The 23,465-nt window shown below is 62.7% G+C and carries 25 protein-coding genes; 11 read left to right on the top strand and 14 right to left on the bottom strand.

Annotated elements, in window-relative coordinates:
- Positions 1–145: 145 nt before the first annotated feature.
- From NKH06_RS24775 to NKH06_RS24765, 3 genes are read right to left on the bottom strand one after another with little or no spacing between them, the layout of a single operon-like run.
- On the bottom strand, positions 146–1,297 hold the full coding sequence (locus NKH06_RS24775; protein WP_352440018.1) for an efflux RND transporter periplasmic adaptor subunit: 1,152 nt from the start codon (positions 1,295–1,297) through the stop codon (positions 146–148).
- A 15-nt stretch (positions 1,298–1,312) separates the two neighbouring features.
- Entirely contained in the window at positions 1,313–4,489 is a 3,177-nt protein-coding gene (locus tag NKH06_RS24770) for an efflux RND transporter permease subunit (protein ID WP_352440017.1), read from the bottom strand.
- Positions 4,483–4,737, bottom strand: a complete 255-nt coding sequence (locus tag NKH06_RS24765) for a hypothetical protein (protein ID WP_023808708.1) — start codon at positions 4,735–4,737, stop codon at positions 4,483–4,485. Before NKH06_RS24765 ends, NKH06_RS24770 begins: the two co-directional genes overlap by 7 nt.
- Positions 4,738–4,980: 243 nt before the next feature.
- Between NKH06_RS24765 and NKH06_RS24760 the strand changes: the two genes are divergently transcribed.
- Positions 4,981–5,571 (top strand): TetR/AcrR family transcriptional regulator, encoded by a 591-nt coding sequence (locus NKH06_RS24760; protein ID WP_023808707.1) that lies wholly within the window; start codon positions 4,981–4,983, stop codon positions 5,569–5,571.
- 329 nt (positions 5,572–5,900) lie between these two features.
- Here NKH06_RS24760 and NKH06_RS24755 read toward each other — a convergent pair whose 3' ends face one another.
- The 5 genes from NKH06_RS24755 to NKH06_RS24735 all read right to left on the bottom strand — a co-directional run bounded on the left by NKH06_RS24755 (position 5,901) and on the right by NKH06_RS24735 (position 11,447).
- Positions 5,901–6,923 carry a LacI family DNA-binding transcriptional regulator gene (locus NKH06_RS24755; RefSeq protein ID WP_128302452.1) on the bottom strand — a complete coding sequence of 341 codons (1,023 nt, stop codon included), beginning with the start codon at positions 6,921–6,923 and terminating at the stop codon, positions 5,901–5,903.
- 190 nt (positions 6,924–7,113) lie between these two features.
- The gene (locus tag NKH06_RS24750) at positions 7,114–7,905 is read right to left on the bottom strand and encodes an ATP-binding cassette domain-containing protein (protein ID WP_023808705.1); all 792 of its coding nucleotides are present in this window, start codon (positions 7,903–7,905) and stop codon (positions 7,114–7,116) included.
- Between the two features lie 3 nt (positions 7,906–7,908).
- Positions 7,909–8,895 carry an ABC transporter permease gene (locus NKH06_RS24745; protein WP_128302453.1) on the bottom strand — a complete coding sequence of 329 codons (987 nt, stop codon included), beginning with the start codon at positions 8,893–8,895 and terminating at the stop codon, positions 7,909–7,911.
- A 114-nt stretch (positions 8,896–9,009) separates the two neighbouring features.
- Positions 9,010–9,945: a substrate-binding domain-containing protein gene (locus tag NKH06_RS24740; RefSeq protein ID WP_013532868.1), complete on the bottom strand. Its 936-nt coding sequence runs from the start codon at positions 9,943–9,945 to the stop codon at positions 9,010–9,012.
- Positions 9,946–10,289: 344 nt separating this feature from the next.
- Positions 10,290–11,447, bottom strand: coding sequence for a fumarylacetoacetate hydrolase family protein (locus tag NKH06_RS24735; protein ID WP_023808702.1), 1,158 nt, complete (start codon positions 11,445–11,447; stop codon positions 10,290–10,292).
- A gap of 236 nt (positions 11,448–11,683) precedes the next feature.
- On the opposite strand from NKH06_RS24735, the gene NKH06_RS24730 reads away from it, so the two are divergent.
- From NKH06_RS24730 to NKH06_RS24705, 6 genes are all read left to right on the top strand, one after another.
- Positions 11,684–12,964 carry an NAD(P)/FAD-dependent oxidoreductase gene (locus NKH06_RS24730; protein WP_023808701.1) on the top strand — a complete coding sequence of 427 codons (1,281 nt, stop codon included), beginning with the start codon at positions 11,684–11,686 and terminating at the stop codon, positions 12,962–12,964.
- 102 nt (positions 12,965–13,066) lie between these two features.
- On the top strand, positions 13,067–13,951 hold the full coding sequence (locus NKH06_RS24725; protein WP_023808700.1) for an ABC transporter permease: 885 nt from the start codon (positions 13,067–13,069) through the stop codon (positions 13,949–13,951).
- Positions 13,948–14,817 carry an ABC transporter permease gene (locus tag NKH06_RS24720; RefSeq protein ID WP_023808699.1) on the top strand — a complete coding sequence of 290 codons (870 nt, stop codon included), beginning with the start codon at positions 13,948–13,950 and terminating at the stop codon, positions 14,815–14,817. The genes NKH06_RS24725 and NKH06_RS24720 overlap by 4 nt, the downstream gene beginning before the upstream one ends.
- Positions 14,802–15,872, top strand: a complete 1,071-nt coding sequence (locus NKH06_RS24715) for an ABC transporter substrate-binding protein (RefSeq protein ID WP_023808698.1) — start codon at positions 14,802–14,804, stop codon at positions 15,870–15,872. The genes NKH06_RS24720 and NKH06_RS24715 overlap by 16 nt, the downstream gene beginning before the upstream one ends.
- 69 nt (positions 15,873–15,941) lie before the next feature.
- The gene (locus NKH06_RS24710; RefSeq protein ID WP_128302457.1) at positions 15,942–16,550 is read left to right on the top strand and encodes a cupin domain-containing protein; all 609 of its coding nucleotides are present in this window, start codon (positions 15,942–15,944) and stop codon (positions 16,548–16,550) included.
- Positions 16,540–17,625, top strand: coding sequence for an ABC transporter ATP-binding protein (locus tag NKH06_RS24705; RefSeq protein ID WP_128302458.1), 1,086 nt, complete (start codon positions 16,540–16,542; stop codon positions 17,623–17,625). Before NKH06_RS24710 ends, NKH06_RS24705 begins: the two co-directional genes overlap by 11 nt.
- A gap of 205 nt (positions 17,626–17,830) precedes the next feature.
- Here NKH06_RS24705 and NKH06_RS24700 read toward each other — a convergent pair whose 3' ends face one another.
- Positions 17,831–17,992, bottom strand: a complete 162-nt coding sequence (locus NKH06_RS24700) for a hypothetical protein (protein ID WP_352894376.1) — start codon at positions 17,990–17,992, stop codon at positions 17,831–17,833.
- Between the two features lie 85 nt (positions 17,993–18,077).
- Between NKH06_RS24700 and NKH06_RS24695 the strand changes: the two genes are divergently transcribed.
- Positions 18,078–18,329 carry a hypothetical protein gene (locus tag NKH06_RS24695; RefSeq protein ID WP_352894374.1) on the top strand — a complete coding sequence of 84 codons (252 nt, stop codon included), beginning with the start codon at positions 18,078–18,080 and terminating at the stop codon, positions 18,327–18,329.
- A 112-nt stretch (positions 18,330–18,441) separates the two neighbouring features.
- A complete protein-coding gene (locus NKH06_RS24690; protein ID WP_023808694.1) occupies positions 18,442–18,795 on the top strand; it encodes a nuclear transport factor 2 family protein in 354 nt (117 codons plus the stop codon).
- A gap of 103 nt (positions 18,796–18,898) precedes the next feature.
- Here the strand turns inward: NKH06_RS24690 and NKH06_RS24685 are convergent, their stop codons facing one another.
- Both NKH06_RS24685 and NKH06_RS24680 read right to left on the bottom strand, forming a co-directional pair.
- Positions 18,899–19,378: an SRPBCC family protein gene (locus tag NKH06_RS24685; protein ID WP_023808693.1), complete on the bottom strand. Its 480-nt coding sequence runs from the start codon at positions 19,376–19,378 to the stop codon at positions 18,899–18,901.
- A complete protein-coding gene (locus NKH06_RS24680) occupies positions 19,375–19,731 on the bottom strand; it encodes an ArsR/SmtB family transcription factor (protein WP_023808692.1) in 357 nt (118 codons plus the stop codon). The genes NKH06_RS24685 and NKH06_RS24680 overlap by 4 nt, the downstream gene beginning before the upstream one ends.
- Positions 19,732–19,890: 159 nt before the next feature.
- Here NKH06_RS24680 and NKH06_RS24675 point away from each other — a divergent pair, with 159 nt between their 5' ends.
- The gene (locus tag NKH06_RS24675) at positions 19,891–20,238 is read left to right on the top strand and encodes an ArsC family reductase (RefSeq protein WP_352894369.1); all 348 of its coding nucleotides are present in this window, start codon (positions 19,891–19,893) and stop codon (positions 20,236–20,238) included.
- A gap of 222 nt (positions 20,239–20,460) precedes the next feature.
- Here NKH06_RS24675 and NKH06_RS24670 read toward each other — a convergent pair whose 3' ends face one another.
- The 3 genes from NKH06_RS24670 to NKH06_RS24660 are packed head-to-tail and all read right to left on the bottom strand — an operon-like array spanning position 20,461 to position 23,082.
- The gene (locus NKH06_RS24670; protein ID WP_128302461.1) at positions 20,461–20,817 is read right to left on the bottom strand and encodes a DUF488 domain-containing protein; all 357 of its coding nucleotides are present in this window, start codon (positions 20,815–20,817) and stop codon (positions 20,461–20,463) included.
- 19 nt (positions 20,818–20,836) lie between these two features.
- Complete coding sequence (locus tag NKH06_RS24665) at positions 20,837–22,093, bottom strand: aminopeptidase (RefSeq protein ID WP_023808689.1); 1,257 nt, start codon at positions 22,091–22,093, stop codon at positions 20,837–20,839.
- A complete protein-coding gene (locus NKH06_RS24660; RefSeq protein ID WP_352761224.1) occupies positions 22,090–23,082 on the bottom strand; it encodes a LysR substrate-binding domain-containing protein in 993 nt (330 codons plus the stop codon). Before NKH06_RS24660 ends, NKH06_RS24665 begins: the two co-directional genes overlap by 4 nt.
- Positions 23,083–23,176: 94 nt before the next feature.
- Between NKH06_RS24660 and NKH06_RS24655 the strand changes: the two genes are divergently transcribed.
- Positions 23,177–23,398, top strand: coding sequence for a hypothetical protein (locus NKH06_RS24655; protein ID WP_128302464.1), 222 nt, complete (start codon positions 23,177–23,179; stop codon positions 23,396–23,398).
- The last annotated feature ends 67 nt before the right edge of the window (positions 23,399–23,465 follow it).

Below are 23,465 nucleotides of genomic sequence, written 5' to 3'. Positions count from 1 at the left end.
GTGAATCCCTACTTTGGGTTTATTCCGCGGGCAATGGCCGACCTCGCGGATGTTTCCGGTCTGGTGTAACTGCTCAGTCTTGCGGCGCCGGCTACCTGTGGGAAGGTCGGGGCGCCGCGCTGAAGCCGGGTCCTGACGGGGGTGTTCAGGTGGCCGGCTTTTCCGGTATCGGCGATACAGGCGCTCCGGGTCCGATCTTCTGCAGATTGCCCGTGATCACCTGGTCGCCCTCGGCGACGCCGCTGAGGATGGCGACCTGATCGCCGCTCGTCGGTCCTAGCGAAACCAGCCGCTGGTCGACGGTGTTGCCCTTGCCGACGACATAGAGATATTTGCCGAGCTGGCTCGAGCCCAGCGCCGTCTGCGGCACCATCAGCGCGTCGGCCTGCTCTCTCACATGCAGCCGGACACGAACATATTGGCCCGGCAGCAGCGTGAACTTGCCATTGCCGATCGTCGCGCGCGCGGTGATGGTGCCGGTCGAGCGGTCGATCGAATTGTCGATGAAGGTAAGCTCACCCTTTTGGCTGGCCTCGGTCTGGCCGGGGAGCAGGACCTCCACTTCGATCGGGCCGTTGGCACGGGCTTGCTCGATCTCGGCCAGATCCGTCTCGCTCGGGTTGAAGGTGACGTAGATCGGGTCGAGCTGCACCAGCGTGTTGAGCACGGTACCGGCAACGCTGACCAGCGTTCCGACCGAGGCCTGGTTGCGGCCCAGGCGCCCGCCAAACGGCGCGCGGATTTCGGCATAGCCCAGATTGAGCTCTGCCGTGCGGACCGCCGCCTGGTTGACCGCCAGCGACGCCTGCGCTTCGCGCAAGGTGCTGGTGCGCTGGTCGAACCCGTCCTTGGCGAGGTAGCCGCTCTTGGCGAGCTCGGTGCCGCGACCGAGATTGGACCGGGCATAGTCGAGCGTCGCCGTGTCGCGCTGCACTTGCGCCTTGGCCTGGTCGAGAGCCGCCTGGAAGTCGTCAGGCGAGATCTTGTAGAGAAGGTCGCCTTGCCGGACATCGACACCGTCGTCGGCGGCCTGCTCCTGCAGATAGCCTGGAATCCTGGCCTGCAAGGTGATGCTGCGGATCGGTTCCGTCCGCGCGGCGTAGTCCAGGTAGATCGGGATCGTCTTCTTGACGACGCTGACCACCGGCACCGGCATGACGAATGCCGCCGGAGCAGGCGTCGCTGCGGCCGTGCCGGCATTGAGGCTGAGATTGCCCATGTCGAGCAGGTGGACGCTGGCCACCGAGATCGCTCCCAGTGCGACGGCCGTTCCCAACGCGATTTTCCATTTACGCATGATCAGTCTCCAATCTTATTCGGCCGCTTCCGCCAGGGGCGGGATAGCGTGCTCAGTCGTTGGTTCATTGTCTTGAGAGGCGGGCTCGTCACTGCCGCGGCGTTCGCGCAGCTGCTCGATGACCGCGTAGAACACCGGCACGAACACCAGCGACAGGATGGTCGCCGCGACCATGCCGCCGAACACGGTGGTGCCGATCGACTGCCGGCTTGCCGCACCGGCGCCGGTCGCAAACATCAGCGGCAGCACGCCGAGGATGAAGGCGAAGGCCGTCATCAGGATCGGCCGCAGCCTGAGCCGTGCCGCCTCCATCGCCGCGTCGACGATGCTGAGGCCTTCTTCGCGCCGTCGCCTTGCGAACTCGACGATCAGGATCGCGTTCTTGGCCGCCAGGCCGATCAGCATGACGAAGCCGATCTGCGAGTAGACGTCAATCTGCATGCCACGCAGCAACAAGGCCACGAAGGCGCCGAACAGGGCCAGTGGCACCGCCAACAGCACCATGAACGGCATCGCCCAGCTCTCATACTGCATCGCCAGGATCAGGAAGACGAAGACGATGGCGAGGCCGAAGACGACGGACGCGATCGATCCTGCCTTGAGCTCCTGGAAGGTGATGCCGGTCCATTCGAAACCGAAATCCCTTGGCAGCGCAATGGCGGCGGCCCGTTCCATCGCGGCAACCGCCTGGCCTGAGGAAAAGCCGGGTGCGGCACCGCCATTGATCGAGGCCGAGGCATTGTTGTTGTAATGCGGCACGGTCTCCGGGCCGACGAAGGGCACGAGTTTGCCCAGCGTCGAGAGCGGCACCATGCCGCCGGAGGCATTGCGTACATAGAGCCGCGAAATGTCGGCGGCACCCGCACGTGCATCCTTGTCGGCCTGGATGGTCACCCGGAAGGTGCGGCCGAACAGGTTGAAGTCGTTGACGTAGAGCGAGCCGAGATAGATCTGCAGCGTGTTGAAGACATCGGGCAGGTTGAGGCCGAGCAGTTTGGCCTTGCTGCGGTCGAGGTCGTAGTTGAACTGCGGCGTCGAGGTCGAGAACGGCGAGAACAGCTGCTGCGGGTTGATTTCCGGCTGCTTGCGCGCCTCGGCGATCACGGCTTGCGTCGCATCGTTGAGGGCTGAACTGCCGCGGCCGGTCAGATCCTCGACGACGAATTCGAAGCCGCCTGTGGTGCCGATACCCGGGATAGACGGCGGATCGAAGCTCAGCGCGAAAGCTTCCGGGATCTGCATCAGCTTGCCGCGCACATCGGCGACGAGCTTCGACGCGCTCTGGTCGGGGCCGCGCTCCTCCCAGGGCTTCAGGATGGCGAATTCGACCGCCGAATTCGACTGCGCCGCACTGGTCAGGAAATTCAGGCCGCTGATCGAGCCGACAATCTCGACGCCGGGCGTCGCCTGCAGGATGTCGCGCGCCTTCTGCGCCACCGCGTCGGTGCGTTCCAGCGACGCGCCGTCGGGCAACTGGATGACGACGAAGAAATAGCCCTGGTCCTCGACCGGAAGGAAGGTCGAGGGCAGCCGCTGCCAGACGAAGTAGGTGGCGACCAGGCCGGCCGCGAACAGGCCGAGCATGATCCAGCGCAAGCGGATGAGAATGCGTACGCCATTGGCGTAGGCGTGCGATAGCCTGTCGAAGCCGGCGTTGAACCAGCGGAACGGGGCGAACTGCGTCTCGCCGCGATGGCGCAGGAAGGCCGCACTGAGCGCGGGACTGAGCGTCAATGAGTTGAAGGCGGAGATGCCGACGGAGATCGCCACGGTCAGCGCGAACTGGTTGTAGAGCTTGCCGGAGACGCCGGGAATGAAGGCGACCGGCACGAACACCGCCATCAGCACCGCGGTGGTGGCGATGATCGGTCCGGTGACCTCGCGCATTGCGGCCTTGGTCGCCGCAAGCGGCTTGAGCCCGGCCTCCAGCTGTCGTTCGACATTCTCAACCACGACGATGGCGTCGTCGACGACGAGGCCGATCGCCAGCACCATGCCGAGCAGGGAGAGCATGTTGAGCGAGAAGCCGAGCATCTCCATGACGACCAGCGTCGCCACCAGCGACACCGGAATGGCGATGGTCGGGATGATCGTCGTGCGCCAGCTTTGCAGGAAGAGGAACACCACGGCGACGACCAGCACCAGCGCTTCGCCGAGCGTGATCAGCACGTCATGCATCGATGCCGAGACGAAGCGCGTCGTGTCGTAGTGCATCGCATAGGACACGCCCTTCGGGAAGCGGCCCGACAGCTCCTGCATCTTGTCCTTGACGCGCTGCTGCAGATCGAGCGCGTTGGAGCCGGGCATCTGGTAGACGGCAAGCACCACGGTCGGGTCCTTGCCGAAGAAGGCCGACGACGAATATTGCAGCGCGCCGAGCTCGATGCGGGCGACGTCGCGCAGCCTGACCAGCGAGCCGGTGTCGGTATTGGCGCGCACGACGATGTCGCCGAATTCCTTTGGATCGCTCAACCGGCCGACGGCGTTGACCTGCATCTCGAAGGCGGTGCCGGCCGGGGCCGGCGATTGGCCAATCTTGCCGGCCGCCACCTGGACATTCTGCTCGGCGATGGCGTTCTGCACATCGACGGCGGTGATGCCGAGATTGGCGAGCTTGTCGGGATCGAGCCAGACGCGCATCGAATAGCGCCGCTCGCCGAAGATCTGCACATCGCCGACGCCGGGCAGCCGCTTCAGCGGATCGACCACCTGCAGATAGGCAAGGTTGCTCAGTGCCACCGGATCGACCGAACTGTCGGGCGAGGTCAGGTTGACGATGAGGACGAAGTTCGGATTCTGCTTCTTGATCGTCACGCCGCCCTGGTTGACGATCGCCGGCAGCGACGAAGCCGCCTGCGAGACGCGGTTCTGCACGTCGACGGCGGCGGTGCTCAGCGAATAGCCGACATCGAAGGTGATGGTGATGGTCGAGGAGCCGTCATTGGAGCTCGTCGACGACATGTAGGTCATGCCCTGCACGCCGTTGATCTGCTGCTCCAGCGGCGTCGTCACCGTATCGGCCACCACTTGTGCGCTGGCGCCTGGATAGTGGGCGCTGACCACGACCTGCGGTGGCGTGATGTCGGGAAACTGCGAGACGGGCAGCAGGAAATAACAAATCGACCCGGCGAGCACCATGATGATGGCGATCGCCGAGGCGAAGATCGGACGGTGGATGAAAAAGTTTACCACGAGACGCAAGCCTCCCCGGCTGCTCTTGCCCGCCCGAAGGCGCTGGCGACGCTGGACAGTCTTTGACCGCGCTTGTCACCGAGGTCGTCCCGCGAATGCAGCAACGGCACCTCGTTGCGCTGCGCATCGGCAAGCGAGCGCAGCATCGTCTCGAAGGCGCGCGGGTCGACGCCATCGGCTTTCATGACCAGCCGGATCATCGGATCCCGGACGGCCTCATCTATGGTAAGATCGCGGCGCTGTGGCATTGGCCGGCTCCTTGTCTGTCGATTCGCAGCCCATGCTCGCGAACCGTTTTTAATCTCTTCACCGGCCGAGGCCGCATGATTGGCAGTTTCTCGCCCCTCTCGTCTGGCAGGGCCGTTCACGGCCTTGTTATTGACGGTGGACGATATAGGTGTTACCAGTAAGTAACATTCTGGAAGTTACAGACCGGTAACACCCTAGTCAAGAGGTGGCCGAGGGTTTTTTGGAAACGAAAGGAGATCATGATGACAGACGGCATCGTGGAGCGCTCTCGTCCCCGGGATCGGATCCTGGAGACGGCACGCGACATGTTCCACAAGCATGGCATCAAGGGCGTCGGCGTCGACGCCATCACCGAAGCTGCCGGCACGAACAAGATGACGCTCTATCGTCACTTCGAATCCAAGGACGAACTGATCGTCGAATGCCTGCGCGCCAATGCGGCCAAGGCCGGCGCTATGTGGGATGCGTTCGATGCCGAATTTCCTGGTGACAAGCTTGCCCAGCTGCATGCCTGGGTTCGCAAGGCGGCTGCCATGCTCAATGCGGACGGGCGCGGCTGCGACATGGCCAACGCCGCCGCTGAACTGACCGAGCCGGACCATCCGGCCAGGCTGGTGATCAAGGAACTCAAAGAAGCCCAGCGCGAGCGCCTTGTGACGCTATGTCGGGACGCGGGCATCGGCCAGGCTGAACTGCTCGCCGATACGCTGTCGCTTCTGCTCGAGGGTGCGCGGGTTAGTGTACAGACCGTGGGTTCGGAAGGTCCGAGCACGCAGTTCGTGCGCATGGCTGAAGGATTGATCGCTTCTTTCCGGGGCGCCGCCGCCGGTTGACGGGACCCGTGGCCTGTCAACGTGCGTCATTCCATCTGCGATGACTGGGCGTGCTTTGGTGTCGCTGTACCGCCATTCCTGCCGGCCAAACGAAAAAAGCCCGCTGCCGGGAGGAGGTGGCAGCGGGCTCGATTTTCGAATGTGGCGCGGGAGGAGGTGCACCCCATTCAGCGTCGGCATCGCATCTGGGAGGAGTAGATGGCCGACAACCAGAACCTACGAGTTGCCCAACGATTCGGCAACAAAGAAACTTGCATAGCTGCTGTGCAGATTTGCCGTGCCAATTATCGTACAAATCCGGAAACCCGGTTTAGCCAAGCCATTTCGCATTATTGCACGGGGACGTTTTCCCTGAAGATCAAGCGCGGTTCGATGAACTTGCGCGTCAGATAGGGTGCCGAGGAGGCAATCGAGCCGAGCAGGCGAATGACCGACTGTTCCGCGATCAGCCTGGCATTCTGGTCGATGACGACATCGAGCAGGTCGTCGACGAGATGACCACGCGTGTCCTTGGTCAAGTCGTGGCAGATGAACACCGGCTTGCGGTTCGGCCTGGCCTCGCGGATCGCCTTTGCAACGCCCGAATGCCCAGCTCCGACGCAATAGATGCCGAGCAGCTCCGGCTCGTCGTGCAGCGCCTTCATGGTCTCGGTGTAGCTGGCATCGGGCTCGTCGTTGACCTCGACGGCGCTGCTGACGGTCAGATTGGGAAACTCCTCACTGAGCACCGAGCGGAAACCCATTTCGCGTTCCTCGTGGCCGCGATAGGAACGTGAGCCGACGACCATCGCCAGATGACCGATTCGGCCGCCAAGGAAGCGTCCCATCAGCAGCGCCGCCGTTCGTCCCGCCACCCGGTTGTCGATGCCGACATAGGCCGCGCGCGGTGCCGCCGGAACATCGGACACCAGCGTCACCAGGCGCATGCCGGCATCGACGATGTCGTGCAGGATGTTGCGCGTACGCGGATGATCGACGGCGATGACACCGACGCCATTGGCCCTGAGCGAAAGGTTTTCGACAGCGCTCTGCAGCGCGTTCGGCGAGATACCGGCGAGGTTATGGATCCGGCACGAGGCAACAAGCGGCAGGCGCGCGGCGTAGTCCTCGATGTGCCCGGCGAGATCGCGCATGAAGGCATTGCTGCCGATCGGCAGCAGGAATTCAAGGTGGGCGGGCCGCGAGGGTAGCGTCACCTGATCGGCGACCGGCAGATAGCCGACTTGCTTGGCCGCCTCCATGACGCGCTGGCGGTTGGCCGCACTCGCACCCGGCCGGTTGTTGAGCACCCGGTCGACCGTTGCGGTCGATAGCCCGCAGCTACGAGCGATATCGGAGACAGTGGCTTTCATGCCGTAACCCACAGCGCGCAGCTACGAGCGATATCGGAGACAGTGGCTTTCATGCCGTAACCCACAGCCCGCAGTTGCGTGCGGTATCCGAGACTGTGGCTTTCATGCTGCAATCCTGTTCGCCATGCGATGGCGCGTCAGACAAGCGATGCGATCTGAGGTGACGGGTGATTGCCGCCCATCACCATTCTCAGTGCGATGGCTTGCCATCGGCGATGGCATCGCGGATCTCCTTGTCCGACATGCCGGTAATGATCCGTTCGACCTCCGCCACGCTGGTCTTCTTGGGGTCTATGTCGTCAGCAACCACCTTGCCCCGGCGCATGACGACGATGCGGTCGACCACCTGGAAGACATGGTGGATGTTGTGGGCGATGAAAATGCAGGAATGGCCGGAATCGCGGGCGCTGCGCACGAAGCTCAGCACACCCTGTGTTTCGGCGACGCCGAGATTGTTGGTCGGCTCGTCGAGAATGATCAGGTCGCTGTCGAAATGCATGGCGCGCGCGATCGCCACCGCCTGGCGCTCGCCGCCGGAGAGCGAGCCGATCGGCGTCGTCGGCGGGATGTTCTTCGAGATGCCGACCTGCTTGAGCAAGTCGCGGGCAACCGTGTTCATCGCGTCCTGGTCCATCCGGTTGAGAAAGCGCGGCGACTTGATCGGCTCGCGTCCGAGGAACAGATTGCGGGCGATCGACAGTTGCGTGACCAGCGCCGAGTCCTGGTAGATGGTCTCGATGCCGTGGGCGATGGCGTCGCTGGTGCTGCGCAGGCTCACCTTGTTGCCGCGGATGAAGATGTCGCCGCTGGTCAGCGGAACGGCACCCGAGAGCACCTTGATCAGCGTCGACTTGCCGGCGCCATTGTCGCCGAGCAAGCCGACGATCTCCCGTTCATTGACGTGGAAATTGGCATCCTCCAGCGCCTGCACGCGGCCGTAGGACTTGCGGATGTTCGTCATGCGGATCAGTGGCTCGGCCATGGTTCAAGTCCCTGCCTGATGCCGGCGTTCCAGCCATGAATGCAGCGCCATCATGCCAAGGATGATGGCGCCGATGAAGATGTTGTAGGCAAGACCGGGCACGCCGATCAGCACGATGCCGTTGCGCATCACGCGCAGGATCAGGATGCCGAGCACGGTGCCGATGATCGTGCCGCGCCCGCCGGTCAGCGCGGTACCGCCGATCACCACCATGGCGATGACTTCCAGTTCATAGCCGGTGCCGCTGTTGGGGTTGGCCGCCGAGGTGCGCAGCGACGAGATGACGCCGGCAAGCGAAGCCATGACCGACGACAGCACGAACAGGCCGATCTTGACGCCGCTGACATTGACGCCGCGCGCCCTTGCAGCACTCGGGTTGCCGCCGGCCGCCTGGATCCAGTTGCCGGTGCGGCTTTGCGTCAGCACATAGCCGAGCGCGATCGCCGCGGCGATGAACCAGAACAGCGACATGTAGATGCGGAACGGTCCGATGAAGAAATCGCCGACCAGCGCTTCGGCCAGCCAGCTGCCCTCCGCACTCCAGGTGCGCTGCGGAAAACCGTCGGTGACGAAAAGGGCGGTGCCGCGCACCACAAGCAGCATGCCGAGCGTCACCAGGAAGGATGGGATCTTGAGCTGCGTCACGAACCAGCCATTGACCAGCCCGATGATGGCGGCGACCAGCAGCGCGGCGACAAAGCCGACCTCAAGGGAGGTCAGGCCGCTGTTGAACAGGGTCCACATCAAGACCGGCGAGAAGCCGAACAGGGAACCGACCGAGAGGTCGAACTCGCCCGACGTCATCAACAGCGTCATCGCCAGCGCGATCAGGCCGAGCTCGACCGTGAAGGCCAGCGTGTTGGAGATGTTCTGCGGCGACAGGAAGTCGTGGTTGAAACTCCAGAAAACGGCGATCTCGACGACGAGCAGCACGAAAGGGCCGAATTCCGGCCGTGCGATCAGGCGTTGGACGAGCGAATGATTTTCCACAGGCAATCCGCGACATGAGTGGAAGGCTGAGCGTTGCACATCGCGTGCGAAGGGCTCGGCGAAATGGAGAGCCAGTCGCGACCGTTGGGCGGCCGCGACTGTCGAGATTGGATGTTACTTGCCGGACAGGATGTCGTCGTAGATTTGCGCGGTGTCTTTTTCGTAGAGCGCGCCGGTGATGACGTTGAAGCCCGGAGGAATGCCGCCGGCGGCCATATTGGCCAGCGAGAGCGCGACATAGCTGGTCGCCTGCGGGTCCTGCCACTGGCCGGCATTGACATAGCCGTTCAGCACTTCCTGGGTGGTGTCGAGCGAGTTGCCCCAGCCGACAACCGGGATTTCGCCCGGCTTGATGCCGACCTGGTCGAACACCCGCTTGATCGAGCCGGTGACGAGATCGCCCAGGCCGATGATCGCCTTGACCTTGGCCTTGTTGGCAGTGAGGTAGTCGACCATGCGGTTGATCACTTCAGCCTGGTCGAGCGTCGCTTCGGTGATTTCATAGGTGATGCCGAGCGGCTCGAAGACGCTCTTGATGCCTTCCTCTTCCTGCACGCCGTAGGTGGCGCCGGGGATCTCGACCGGCATCCAGACGAAGTCGCCTTTCTTCACCAGGCCTTTGTCGACCAGATACTGTGCCCAATGCTTGCCGAAGGTGACATTGTCGCCGCCGACATAGGCGTTGAAGTCGGCTTTGGGGTCGGGCGTGTTGAAATTGATGATCGGCACTTTCGCCGCCCGCGCTTCCTTGACGATCTCGATCAGGCTGCCCGGATCGGGGCTCGTGGTGACGATGCCGTCGGCCTTGGCGGAGAGGGCGGCGCGAACCGCTTCCTGCTGCGAGGCGACATCGCCATTGTGGAACGAGGTGTTGACCGTGTTGCCGGTGTCCTTGGCCCACTGCTTGGCGCCGGCCAGGAAGTAGGTCCAGACCGGATCGGCCGGGCCGCCATGCGAAATCCAGTAGAACGTCTTGGCCTGTGCCGCTGCTGGTACCACCATCAGCGCCACCAACAGGCCGTATAGAACGAGTCTTAGCCGTGTCAGCATTTGATTTCCTCCCGTTTGTAGATGGTCAGTTCAAAATCCGTCCCTTGTTCCGCGTCTTTTGCCAGCGCCGGTTGAATGCGTCAGAGCATCCCCTTTTTCGACGGATGGCAAGCCTCCATCTGCCAAGCCTCCATCTGCAGGTGTAGTGGGCGCCTGACGGGTCGTCATCAGCGGTCCCATCAGATTGCATCAGTTGAGGTGATTTTCCGACTGTCGGATAATTGGTGTGATTGTTTCGGGTCGCGCGAACGCGGCCTGCGTCGACAAGGGTCACGCCGGCGATCATCCTACGCCCAGGGGACCAGGTCCGTAGCGCCCTGGCAGGGCGTCGACGATACCAGTTGCTAGATCAGATCGGCTCTGGCTAGCTCCCGCATCAGATGGCTGGCGCCATAGGTCCAGTGCGGGCAGTCGGGCGAGAGCCGCACCCGGTTGACCAGCGCACCGAATTTCTCCGACGAGATGGTGACGATGTCGCCGACCTTGTGAGTAAACCCCTTGCCCTTCTCGCCTCGATCCTTGGACGGAACGAACATGGTGCCGAGATAAAGCGCCAGCCCGTCCGGATACTGGTGGTGCGGCCCCATGGCCGCGGCGACCAGTTCCTCCGGCGAGCGGCTGATCTCGGCCATCGAGCTTGCGCCCTCCAACGAGAACCCGTCCTCGCCCTCGACTTTCAGGCGCACGACGGCGCGCTTGACGTCATCGATGGAGAATTTGTCGTCGAACAGGCGGATGAAGGGGCCGAGCGAGGCCGAGGCATTGTTGTCCTTGGCCTTGCCGAGCAGCAGCGCCGAACGCCCTTCGACGTCGCGCAGATTGACGTCGTTGCCGATGGTCGCGCCGACGATCCTGCCGCTGGAGGCGGCGATCATGGCGATCTCGGGTTCCGGATTGTTCCAGGTCGACACCGGGTGCAGCCCGACATCGGCGCCGAAGCCCACCGAGGCCATCGGCTGGCACTTGGTGAAGATTTCGGCATCGGGGCCGATGCCCACTTCCAGATATTGCGACCAGGCGCCGCGCGAAATCAGCTTGGCCTTGATCTCCATCGCTTCGGGCGAACCGGGCTTCAGCTTCGACAGATCGTGGCCGATCAGTCCTGCAATGTCGGCGCGGATGGCATCGGCTTTTTCAGCCGAACCGCGCGCCTGTTCCTCGATTACCCGTTCCAGCAGGCTGACGACGAAGGTGACGCCCGATGCCTTGACCGCCTGCAGGTCGACCGGTGAGAGCAGGTAGGGTTTTGCTGGATCGCGCCCGGTCTCAAAACTGTTGGCGGCGATGTCATCGAGCGATCCGATCGGTCTGCCCTCGGCCGAGCGGACATGCCCAGCGGGGTCGGCCATCTCGCAAAGGTCTCGCATGGTTGGTGCCGCACGCGAGGTGATGTCGAAGACTGTGCCATCGCGCACCGTGACGACCAGCGGGTATGCGGCATCGCTACCTCTGGCGCGTCCGACAAAAAGGCCCTCGGTGGGCAGGTGGGTCGGGTTCGTCATAGCGCTCTGTCCTCTGAGTGATCGACAATGTGGCGAAGTGATCGTCAATGTGGGCGGCCGGATCGGCGCGGCACTTTCACCGGATTCCCGTCAAAGGTCTATCCCGTCGCAGGCGATCGGAACTCTGGGTCTCCGATCGCCTCGGCGGCAGTCCACAGACGAAAGCCGGAGTGCTCTTTCAAAAATGTGAAATTCTGACTAGGATTTTCACCAATCGCAGCGCATTCAGGTGACCCTTGGCGACAGCATTCTCCGATCCGATCTGGCTCAAGCCACAGGCAGCTTCCACGTTTCAATCGCTTCCCAATGGCGAACGTGTCGATCTCGCCATTGTTGGCGGTGGCATCATGGGCTTATCGACCGCCTTGCATGCCGCCCGGCTTGGCCTGTCGGTGCAGGTGCTGGACGCCGGCGAGATCGGCCAGGGCGCATCAGGCTTGAATGGCGGTCAGGTCATTCCCGGCCTGAAATACGATCCGGAATGGCTGCTGGAGCATTTTGGCCTTGAGCGCGGCGAGGCGCTTGTCAATTTTGCGGCGTCGACCGCCGATGCGGTGTTCGAGCTGATCCGCGACGAGAAGCTGGCGGTGCCGTTCGTTCGCAATGGCTGGATCCAGGCGGCGCACACCGAGGCCGCGCTGAAGGCGGCGGGAAACCGTGACCGGCAATGGCGCGCACGGGGCGCGGATGTCCAGTTGCTGAACGCAGCGGAGATCGCGGCCAAGACCGGTGCGCAGGGCTATCTCGGCGGCTGGCTCGATCGCCGCGCCGGTGTTATCGATCCGCTCGCTTACACATCTGAACTCGCCCGTGTCGCGACCGCGGCTGGCGTGAGGGTAGCCGAGCGCGAAAAGGTCGTGCGGCTCACCAAGACCGCCGGCGTTTGGCGTATTTCGACCGAAAATGGCCTGGAATTGCAGGCAAAGGCGGTCGTTCTGGCGACCAACGCCCATACGGACGGTCTGATCCCCGGCCTTGCGCAGACGATCGTGCCGCTGCATTCTTTTCAGATCGCCACAGCACCGCTGTCGTCCGGTCAGGCGGCCCCGATCCTGCCGGAAGGGCAGGCGGTGTCGGACTCCAGGCGCATCCTCGTCTACTACCGCAAGAGCGCCGACGGCCGGCTGGTGCTTGGCGGGCGGGGTCGCATGGCGCTGCCGACGAGCGCCAGCGACTGGGCGCATCTCGAGCGGGCGCTGCGGCGGCTCTATCCCATGCTGTCCGGCATCGCCATCGAGAAGCGCTGGTTCGGCCGCGTGGCGATGACGCCGGACCATCTGCCGCACATCCACGAGCCGGAGCAGGGCCTGCTCGCCGTGGTCGGCTGCCAGGGTCGTGGTGTCGGCCTGATGACCGCTCTTGGCGAGCGCATCGCCGGCTATCTCCAAAGTGGCGACGCCAGGCATTTGCCCTTCCCGGTCTCGCCGATCCGACCGATCCCGTTTCACGCCTTCCGCCAAGTCGGCGTCGCCGCGACCATCGCCTGGTACCGGCTGCTCGATGCGTTGGAGCGCTGACCAAAGCAATTCCTGTCAATGGGTTTCCGTTTGGGATTCCGCTTGACAGTTTCATGGATATGAAAAACTCTAAGCCAATTTCAAATTCCGATAGGCAGGTCGATGTCGACCCTAGTTGCAACATCAGCGCCAGAGGCCCGGTCTTCTCAGGGCTTCCGGGTCGCCATGCTGCTCCCGGGCGCTCTGGTCACTTTCCTGCTGATCCTGTTTGCCCTCGGCCTCGTGCTTTTCCTCGCCTTCCGCAACAATGACGGTTCGCTGCTCGGTGCCGGTTTCAGCTTGGCGAACTTCGCAACTGTGGTGTCCGATCCGCTGTACTGGACGGTGACGCTGCGTTCGCTGATCATTGCCGCTCTGGTCACGCTGGCGACCGTCGTCACTGCCTATCCCGTCGCCTACTATCTTGCCTTCCACGCCGGCCGGCGGCGCGGCCTTCTGCTGTTTCTGGTGACGCTGCCATTCTGGACCAGCTATCTCCTGCGCGTCTTCGCCTGGAAGATCGTGCTCGCCTACAATGGCGTTTTGAACTCGGCGCTGATCGAAAGCGGCATCTGGTCCGAGCCGACATTGGCCTTTCTCAACACGCCGGCCGCCGTCGTCGTCACGCTGGCGCACGCCTACGCGCCTTTTGCCATCCTGCCGATCTACGTGGCGCTGGACACCATCCCGAAATCGCTGATCGAGGCCGCTTCCGATCTCGGCGCGCGGCCCTTCACCTCTTTCCGCCGTGTCGTGCTGCCCAATTCGATGCCGGGCGTGCTGGCGGCAGCCCTTGTCGTCTTCGTGCCGACGGTCGGTGACTATGTCACGCCGGCGCTCGTCGGCGGCCCGGCCAGCACCATGATCGGCACGCTGATCCAGGCGCAATTCGGCAAGGCCAACGATTGGCCGTTTGGCGCCGCACTCTCCGTCGCCGTCATGCTGGTCATCCTGTGCGTGGTGCTGGTCGCGCGTTTCGCCGACCGCAGATTTGGCAGCCGCACATGAGCGCTGCACGCACGCAGGGAGGCGGCCGCTGGCTCGGCGTCTACGTCGTCGCCTATCTGGTCTTTCTCTATCTGCCGGTGCTGCTGATCCCGCTGTTTTCCTTCAACAACTCGATCCAGGCAGCGTTTCCGCTGCAAGGCTTCACCTTGCAATGGTACGCGACTTTGTTCGGCAATTCGGCGCTGACCGGTGCACTCCTGAACAGCCTCGTCATCGGCGCCATTGCCGCCACGAGTGCGACGCTGTGCGGCATCACCGTATCCTACATGGACCTCTACGGCCGCTCGCCGCTGGCCGCCACCATCAGCGCCATCGCCCGGCTGCCAATCCTGATCCCCGGCGTCATCGTCGGCATATCGCTGCTGATCCTCATCAATCTCATTGGTCTGGGGCCATCGCGCATCGCCATCGTTCTCGGTCACATATTGGTGGCGCTGCCGACGACCGTGGTGATCATGCGCAGCCGCTTCGCCGCCATCCCGAAAACCATTCGCGAGGCGGCGCTCGATCTCGGCGCCTCCGACTGGACGACGTTCCGGCGGATCATGCTGCCGCTCAGCCTGCCGGCCATCGTTTCGGCCTTCATGCTGGCCTTCCTGATCTCCTTCGACGAATTCATTGTCGTCTTCTTCCTGGCCGGCACCGAGCCGACGCTGCCGCTCTACATCTGGAGCCAGCTGCGTTTTCCAAAGTCGCTGCCGACGGTGATGGCGCTGGGCACGTCGATCCTGGCTGTGTCCTTCATCATCGCTGCAGCGGCTGAAATCCTGCGCCATCGCGGCTTGTCCGCCACGGCGCCAAAGCCCGCGGATCCGTCACAACCAAAACAAACCAAGAGAGGAGAACTGCAATGGCATTCGACCTGAAATCGATCTCTGCAAAGACTGTTTGCGCTGGATTGACGGCGTTCGCGCTGGCGCTGTCGTCGACCGTCGCTTTCGCCGGCGACAAGCTGCAATATTTCACCTGGTCGGGCTATGAACTGCCCGATTTCAACAAGAGCTTCCTCGCCGCGCACCCCGACGGCGTCGAGGCCTCGATCTTCGGTGACGACGATGACGCCTTCACCAAGGTCAAGGCCGGCTTCCGCCCCGACATCGCGCATCCCTGTTATGACAAGGTGGCGCGCTGGAACAAGGAAGGCCTGCTGCAGCCGATCGACACCAAGCGGATCAAGAACTGGGACTCGATCTTCCCGGTGTTCAAGAACCTGCCCGACCTGCAGGCCGGCGACGGCAAGGTCTGGATGGTGCCATGGGACTGGGGCAACACCTCGATCCTCTACCGCACCGACCTGGTGAAGAACCCGGAAGCGAGCTGGAACCTTTTGTGGGACAAGCAGTATGCCGGTCGCATGGCGACGATCGACGCGGTGCACGACACGCCGGTCGTTGCCGCACTGCTCGCCGGCGTTAATCCGTTCGACATGACGCCGGAGCAAATGGACAAGGTGGCCGAGAAGCTGCGCGAGCAGCGCCCGCTGCTCTCCAATTACACCACCGACATGACCTCCGTCGAACAGGCGCTGGCCAGCGGCCAATTGGTCGCCGCCATGACCTGGAACGCGTCGGCCACCTCGCTGAAGAAGCAGGGCGTGCCGGTCGAGTTCATGAAGCCGAAGGAGGGCATGCTGACCTGGGCCTGCGGCTTCGTCATGCTCAAGGACGCCAAGAATGTCGACCTCGCCTATGACTTCATCAACAGCCGGCTGGAAGCCGACTCCGGCAAATACCTGATCGAGGCCTATGGCTATGGCAGTTCGCTGAGCTCCGCTTTTGCCACCGTGCCGAAGGAGGAGCTGGAGAAATTGCAGCTGCCATCCGACCCGGAAGTGATGCTGAAGACCACCATCTTCACCGGACCGATGAAACAGAATGACGACCTCGCCAAGATGTTCGAAAAGGTCAAGGCAGGCGGCTGAACCCTAGAGCACCGCGCGGCGTCAGCCACGCGGTGTCACCCGAGACACTGCAAACGAGGTCGGGAATTGATGGACATACTGGACGAAGCTGCTGAGAAGCCGAAGGACGATGCCGATGTGCGGGTCGGCCGGCGCGTGCGGGCGCTGCGGCTGGAGCGCAACCTGTCGCTGGCCGATCTTGCGGCAAAAGCCGGCGTGTCGATCGGTGCGTTGAGCCAGATCGAACGCGGCATGTCCTCGCTGCGCGTCAAGGTGATCTGGCCGCTCGCCGCCGCCCTCGACATCGAGCCGTCGGCGCTGATCGCCGACGGCAACGATGCCGTCAACGATCTCTATTGCGTGCGTGCCGATAAGCGACGGCAAATCCCGGTCAAGTCGGAAGGCATTGCCAAGGCGCTGCTGTCGCCGCCGGGCGCGACGCTGACCGGCATGCTGGTGACGGTGGAAGCCGGCGGCGGCACCGCGGAGGCCTATGCGCATGCCGGTCATGAATTCGGCTTCGTGCTGTCGGGCGAGGTCGAACTGGTGGTTGATTCGACAAATTACGTGCTGAAGACCGGCGACAGTTTTGCGTTCAAGAGCACGCTTTTGCATGCCTTCCGCAATCCAGGCGCCGAGCGTTGCCAGATCCTCTGGGTCAACACCACGAAGCCATCCGAGGTTCGCGATGGCGCCTGATCCACTTGTGCGGCTACAGGCTGTCTCGAAGATTTTTCCTGGCGGCATCGTCGGGCTCGACGCCGTCGATCTCGACATTGTCGGCGGCGAGTTCATCACGCTGCTCGGGCCGTCGGGTTGCGGCAAGACCACCAGCCTGCGCGTCATCGCCGGCTTCGAAAGCCCGACGACCGGCAAGGTGTTGCTCGATGGTCGCGATATCACGGCACTTCGGCCGTTCGACAGGCCGGTCAACACCGTTTTCCAGGATTACGCGCTGTTCCCGCACATGAATGTCGCCGAAAATGTCGGCTTTGGCCTATCGCTGCGCAAACTGTCTGGAGCCGAACAGGCAAAGCGCGCCGGCGAAGCCCTTGACATGGTCGGCCTCGCCGACAAGCTTGGCGCCCGCGTCTCCGAACTGTCGGGCGGCCAGCGCCAGCGTGTCGCACTGGCGCGTGCCATCGTCTGCGAACCACGCGTGCTACTGCTCGACGAGCCGTTGTCGGCGCTCGATGCGCATCTGCGTGAACAGATGCAGGTTGAACTGAAGCGGCTGCAGTCGCGGCTCGGCACCACCTTCGTCATGGTCACCCACGACCAGACCGAAGCGCTGTCGATCTCCGACCGCATCGTCGTCATGAACAAGGGCCGCATCGAGCAGATTGCGCCGCCGGCCACACTTTATGACCGGCCCGCCACGAAGTTTGTGGCGAGCTTCATCGGCACCATGAATCTCCTGCAATCGCGCTTCGTCGGCCGAGACGGCGATCGCCTGCGCTTCGCCGCCGGCGCCCTACCGCTGGAGGCCATTTCTGAAACCGGCGAAGCTCTCGCCGAGGACGCCATGCACACCGTCGGCGTGCGGCCGGAAGATCTCCTGGCGATGACCGAGGCCGCGCCCGGCACAGCGCCGGCACGCGTCAACAGCATCGTCTTTCACGGCCGCACGTTGCGTCTGCACGCTGAACTCGGGCAGGGCGCACCTGTTGTCATAGACGCGCCGCGCCAAGCCGAGGGTTTTCAATTCCAGGTCGGCGACGTGGCGCATATCAGCCTGCGCCGTGGTGCCAACTGCCCGGTGCTACCAGGTTAGTTTCATCGATCAAATCCACGCTTGACTCCAAGGATTGTTCCTGTTTTGTTCTAACCGTAGATGAGAAACAGGAGCGTTCTTCGCCGGGCGTATGGGTATGTATCGGCAAGGTGAATTCGATTTCGGCATACCAGAGCCTCCGTGGCAACCGAAGCGGCCGGATCGTGCCTTCTTCGGGTTGTTCTTGCAGCCGAAGGACTATGGTTCATTCGCCAATCTGCAGACGCAGCTTTGTCATCGACATGAAGTCGGTGAATCGCTGCTGTCGGCTGAACGGTTCCATCTGAGCCTGCAACATGCCGGCGACTACAAGCGGCTGCGGTCCAAGACCGTCTTTGCGGGATCTCGATCGGGTCAGCGTGTCCACATGCCTGCTTTCGAGGTCGTTTGGCCACGTCGGCAGCTTTCCCGGTCGCCCGGCAACAAGGGGCAGGCCACCTCATCGCCCATTTGTGCTTCTCGCCGATGATGGACCGGTTTTTGAACTTCACAAATTGCTTGGTGTCGAGATGCTCAGGAATGGGCTCAAAGCGTCGGATCATTTCGTTCCGCATCTGACACTTGCCTACGATCAAAAGTTCATCTCTCGGCAGCCCATCGAACCGATCAGCTTCGTTGCCCATGACTTCATCTTTGTTCACAGCCTGCGCGGCCTGACAAAATACCTCTTCCTGGATCGTTGGCCTTTGCCGTTGGCATCGTAGTTCGCAAGCTGGGCGATCCGTCCTGACACGGATTGTCAGCTACCGCACGTTCCGACGATGGAGGCCAGCAAGCTGTTCCCCATTTGCAGTGCGTCTGACAGGAGGAATACAAATGACCATCGCGGAAATTGCCAAGGATTTCACCGAGCTGCTCAAGCAGGGCGATAACGAAGCTGCTGCCGAGAAGTACAACGCCGATGATATAATCAGTCTCGAAGCCATGGCGGGGCCGATGGCCATCTCCCATGGCAAGGAGGCGCTCAGGCAGAAGGGCCAATGGTGGCAGGAGAACAATGAAGTGCATGGCGGCTCGGTCGAGGGCCCCTACGTCAACGGAGACCAGTTCGCGGTGCGCTTCAAGTTCGACATAACGCCCAAGGCTACCGGCGAGCGTGTCACCATGGATGAAGTTGGCCTCTACACGGTCAAAAACGGCAAGATCACCGAAGAGCGCTTCTATTATTGAGGCCGTGAAATACCATCGGCTTGCGGGAGCTCGGTCTCGTCGCTGAAGGTTGAAAAATAAGCATGGCGGCCGGGACGATGTCCCAGGCCGCCATGTGAGAGGCTCAAATGGTCTTCACGTACTGCGCAAGCTGATCGGCCACCGTGCCCCAGCCGTCGAAGAAACCCATCTCTTCATGGTTGTTGCGGGTCGCCTCGTCGCCATGGATGGCGGTGGCGGTGTAGCGCGTGCCCTTGCCGTCCGGCTGCAAGGAAATGACAGCGGTGATGAAGGGTTCCCCTGACGGCCGGTAACCCGGCAACAATGCATCCGTCCACACCAGCCGCTCGTTCGGCACGATTTCGAGATAGCAGCAATGGCGGTCGTTGACCTCATTGCCGTCGGGCGACTGCATGCGCGTCCGGAACAGACCGCCCGGCCTGAGGTCGATCTCGCAGTCGGTGATCATCCAAGGCCTAGGCGTGAACCATTGCTTGACATGCTCAGGCGTCGTCAAGGCGCGCCACAGCAATTCGCGCGGCGCATCGATGACGCGCTCCAGCACGAGGTCCAGCCTGGGATCCGGCTTGAGGGGATAGATCATTTTTCTGTCTCCTGGAGGGTCATCACATAGGCGTCGAACTGGTCGAGGCGGCGCTCCCACAGCGTGCGCTGTTCGGCCAGCCAGTTTTCGGCAAGCTTCAGCGGCTCGGGTGCCAGTTGATAGGTCCTGACCCGGCCGGTCTTTTGCGAGCGCACCAGCCCGCAACCTTCGAGGATTTTGAGATGTTCGATGAAGGAGGGCAGGGCCATGTCGAACGGTTGGGCAAGCTCGCTGACCGAGGCAGGGCTGCGGTTCAGCCGCTCCACCACGCGTCGCCGCGTCGGATCGGACAGTGCGCGAAAGATGCCGTCGATCGGTGGACGGCTCGGAGTTGTGGTCTGAAGGCTTGTCATTGGTCATCCCGGGTGTCGTCGAAAGCGGCTCGAAAATACTTAGGAAAATTCCTTAGTGTTGACAAGCCCAAAAACACTGGGACACCGGTGCGACCGCTGGCAAAGCGCGCAGAGCGTCCTTAATCTGCGGTCAGATTCGAAATCGGAAGGGCCGCTGTTTTGACGATCATCATCTACGGCTTCACCACCTGCGACACCGTCAAGAAGGCGCGCGTCTGGCTGGAGGGCCATGATGTTTCCTACCGTTTTCACGATTTCAGGGCAGAGGGGCTGGACGCCAAGCGTCTTGACGGCTGGGTTGGCAAGGTCGGCTGGGAAAAGCTGCTCAACAAGGCGAGTACGACGTTTCGCGAACTGGCGGAAAAGGACAAGCAGGGCCTGGATGAAAAGAAGGCCAAGGCGTTGATGCTGGCCAAGCCGACCGTGATCAAGCGGCCGGTGCTGGAGATCGGTGATCGGATTCTGGTGGGGTTCAAGGCTGATGTTTATCAGGCGGCGGTGAAGTAGCGTAGCGAGAAGGCGACGCTGCCAATCTCCCCCCTTGCGGGGGATGGCCGGCAGGCCAGAGGGGGGTGTGAAGGATCGCCACCCTTTGACTGTTCGTCTCAGAATTTGGCCGGTGATTGGCTGACAGGTCGGCGGGACAGCACCCCCCTCTGCCCTGCCGGGCATCTCCCCCGCAAGGGGGGAGATTGGCCAATCGCCGACCTTACAGATTGTGGGCGCCCTTCAATCCGTCTTTCTGAGAAATGCCGCCAGCGCCACCGCATTGTTGTGCTTCTCATCATGCGCGCCGTAGAGCAGTGTCACCTTGCCGTGGCGAAGCAGGCCGCGCAATTCACCCACCGCATCTTCATTCCCGTCCAACTCAACTCGGTACTGCTTCTGAAACTCAGCCCAGCGCGCCGCCTCATGGCCGAACCATTTGCGCAGATCGTCGCTCGGCGCGATGTCCTTCAGCCACAGCGCCAGCGCGGCGTCCTCCTTGCTGACGCCGCGTGGCCAGATTCGGTCGACCAGAACCCGTTGCCCGTCATCGGGCGCGGGTGGCTCGTAGATACGCTTGACCGCTAGGTCGAAGGCCATCGGACCCTCCGTAAGCGGGTCAGGCCCACTCGCCCTTGCGCATGACGGGCACGCGGGCGCCGTCCTTGTGAACGCCATCGATGTCGATCTTGTCCGAGCCGATCATCCAGTCGATGTGGATTAAACTCTTGTTGCCGCCGCGCGCCGCGATCTCGTCCTGGCTGAGCGAGGCGCCGTCGACGAAGCACTTCGAATAGCACTGGCCGAGCGCGATGTGGCAGGCGGCGTTCTCATCGAACAGCGTGTTGAAGAACAACAGCCCGCTCGCCGAGATCGGCGAGGAATGTGGCACCAGCGCCACCTCGCCGAGGCGGCGCGCGCCCTCATCCGTATCGAGCACCTTCTTCAGCACGTCCTCGCCCTTCGATGCCTTGGCCTCGACGATCCTGCCTTCTTCGAAACGCACCGAAATGTCGTCGATCAGCGTGCCCTGGTAGGACAGCGGCTTGGTCGAGGAAACATGACCCTCGACCCGCCTTGCGTGCGGCGTGGTGAAGACCTCCTCGGTCGGGATGTTGGGGTTGCAGGTGATGCCGTTCTTGGCGGTCGAGGCGCCGCCCATCCATTCATGGCCGTCCGCCAGCCCAACGGTCAGGTCGGTGCCTGGCCCGGTGAAATGCAGCGCATGGAAATTATGGCCGTTGAGCCATTCGGTGCGGCTGCGCAGCGCTGCGTTGTGCGCTTTCCAGTTGCCGATCGGGTCCTCCACATCGACCCGCGAGGCGGCGAAGATGGCATCGGCAAGCTTCACCACGGCAACGTCGTCGGCATCGCCGGGGAAGACCTGTCTGGCCCAGGCGAGGTCCGGATAGGCGACGATGTTCCAGTTGATGTCGAAGCCGGTGATCTTTTCCAGCGCCGGCTGATACGCCATCGAATTCGCCTTGTTGGCGCGCGCCACCTTCGCCGGATCCTGAGCCGACAACAGCGATGGATCCTCGCCGCGCACGGCAAGCCTGGCCGCATTGTTGGCAAAGGCTTTCGCCATGCCCTCATAAAGCCAGCCGGCGGCGCGGTCGAAGCTCGCGTCGGCGCCGAAACGGTAGCGGGCCAGCGTCATCTCGTCATCGTTGAAGATTGGCGTCACCAGCCCGGCGCCGGCCTTGTAGGCATGCTCGACGATCCGCCTGGTCAACGGCAGTGCCGCGATCGACGAAGTCAACACCAGATCCTGGCCTGGCTGCAATTGCAGCCCGACCTTGATGGCGACTTCCGCCAGCCTGTCGAGCTTCACCGGGTCGATCGATGCGGAAACGCCGCGCGAATGTGTGGTCATGATCCTGCCTGTCGTAGTTTGATGTCCGACTCTACATAGCTCGGTGCCTCCGTCCTTTCCACCGCGATCGCGACGGTGGGTTCTGCGTTCGCGGACCCGAACCGCGCCATGGTTGCCTCGATCTCTTCCCTGATCCAGAGCTTGAAATCCCGGACCTTGCGGCTTTCCGCCTTGACGGACGAGGTCACCAGCCAATAGCCGAGCCCGCTCTGGGCGCGGATTCCGAAAGGCGCCACCAGCCGCCCGTCGGCCAGCGCATCCGCGGCGAGCAATTGCCAGCCCAGCATCACGCCATGGCCGGCAATCGCCGACTCCAGGCACAGCATCGGGTCGGTGAAACGCGCACCCTTGAGGAAGGTGACAGGTGGGACACCGGCCGTTTCGAACCAGCTTTCCCAGTTGATCATCGCCCGCTCGTCGGTAATCGCGCAGGTCTGGGCAAGGTCCTCGATCGATTTCAGTTTTTGGGCGATCGCCGGCGCGCAGACCGGGAAGACTTCCTGCGCCAGGAGCAGTTCCGTGCGCCCGCCCGGCCATTTGCCGTCGCCGAGCCGGATGGCGATGTCGATGTCCGAGTGATCGAGATTGGCCAGCCGCACCGAAGCGTCGATGCGCAGCAGCACGTTGGGATGCCGGTCGAAGTGGCGAGATAGTCTGGGCAACAGCCACTTCGAGGCAAAGGCCGGCGCCACCGAAACCACCAATGTGCATTGCGTAGCCTCGTCGGCCAGCGCCACGGCCTGGGAAAGCTCACGAAATCCAGCACCAAGGCGGGCCGCGAAGACGGTGCCGAACTTAGTCAGCACCAGACCGCTCGCCGTTCGCTCGAACAGCGCCTGGCCGAGCTGTTTTTCGGTACGGCTTATCTGCTGGCTGACGGCGCTGACGGAAACGTTGAGTTCACCGGCCGCCGCCGCCAGCGATCCGAGCCGGGCAACGGTTTCGACGGCGCGGAGGCCGTTGAGATGGACGCGGTTGAGCATGGCCATTGAGTTTTTCTAAACTGATCCGGCTGAAATCTCAATTGAAAGGCATGTCTAAACGGCAGATTTTGTCGGGAGAGACAGACCCGTGGAGCCGGAAATGCTGAGGATCTTGTCGTCATCGCTGAGGGTCTTTTTCGCTGCGACTACTTCGCATGAGCCGCGCCAGGACAGCGAAACGCAGAGATGGCTGATCGATCCGCTTTCGCATCCGGTGCTGAACACCATGTCGGAGCGCGAACTGGGCGATGTGCCGTTCAGGCTGACGGCACGGCGGACAGTGCACGAGACGGTTCCACTATGCGCCGGCGGTCGCTGCTGAGCAGGTGCCAAGCGTTCCGGCTCGAGGAAAGTCGAGGCGAGCACGTCCCGCGTACGCACTGGCCCAA

This window comes from Mesorhizobium sp. M1342, from assembly GCF_040317955.1.
GTDB lineage: Bacteria > Pseudomonadota > Alphaproteobacteria > Rhizobiales > Rhizobiaceae > Mesorhizobium.
Note: the sequence above shows the minus strand (reverse complement) of the source record. Positions and strands in the feature narration are given on the sequence as shown.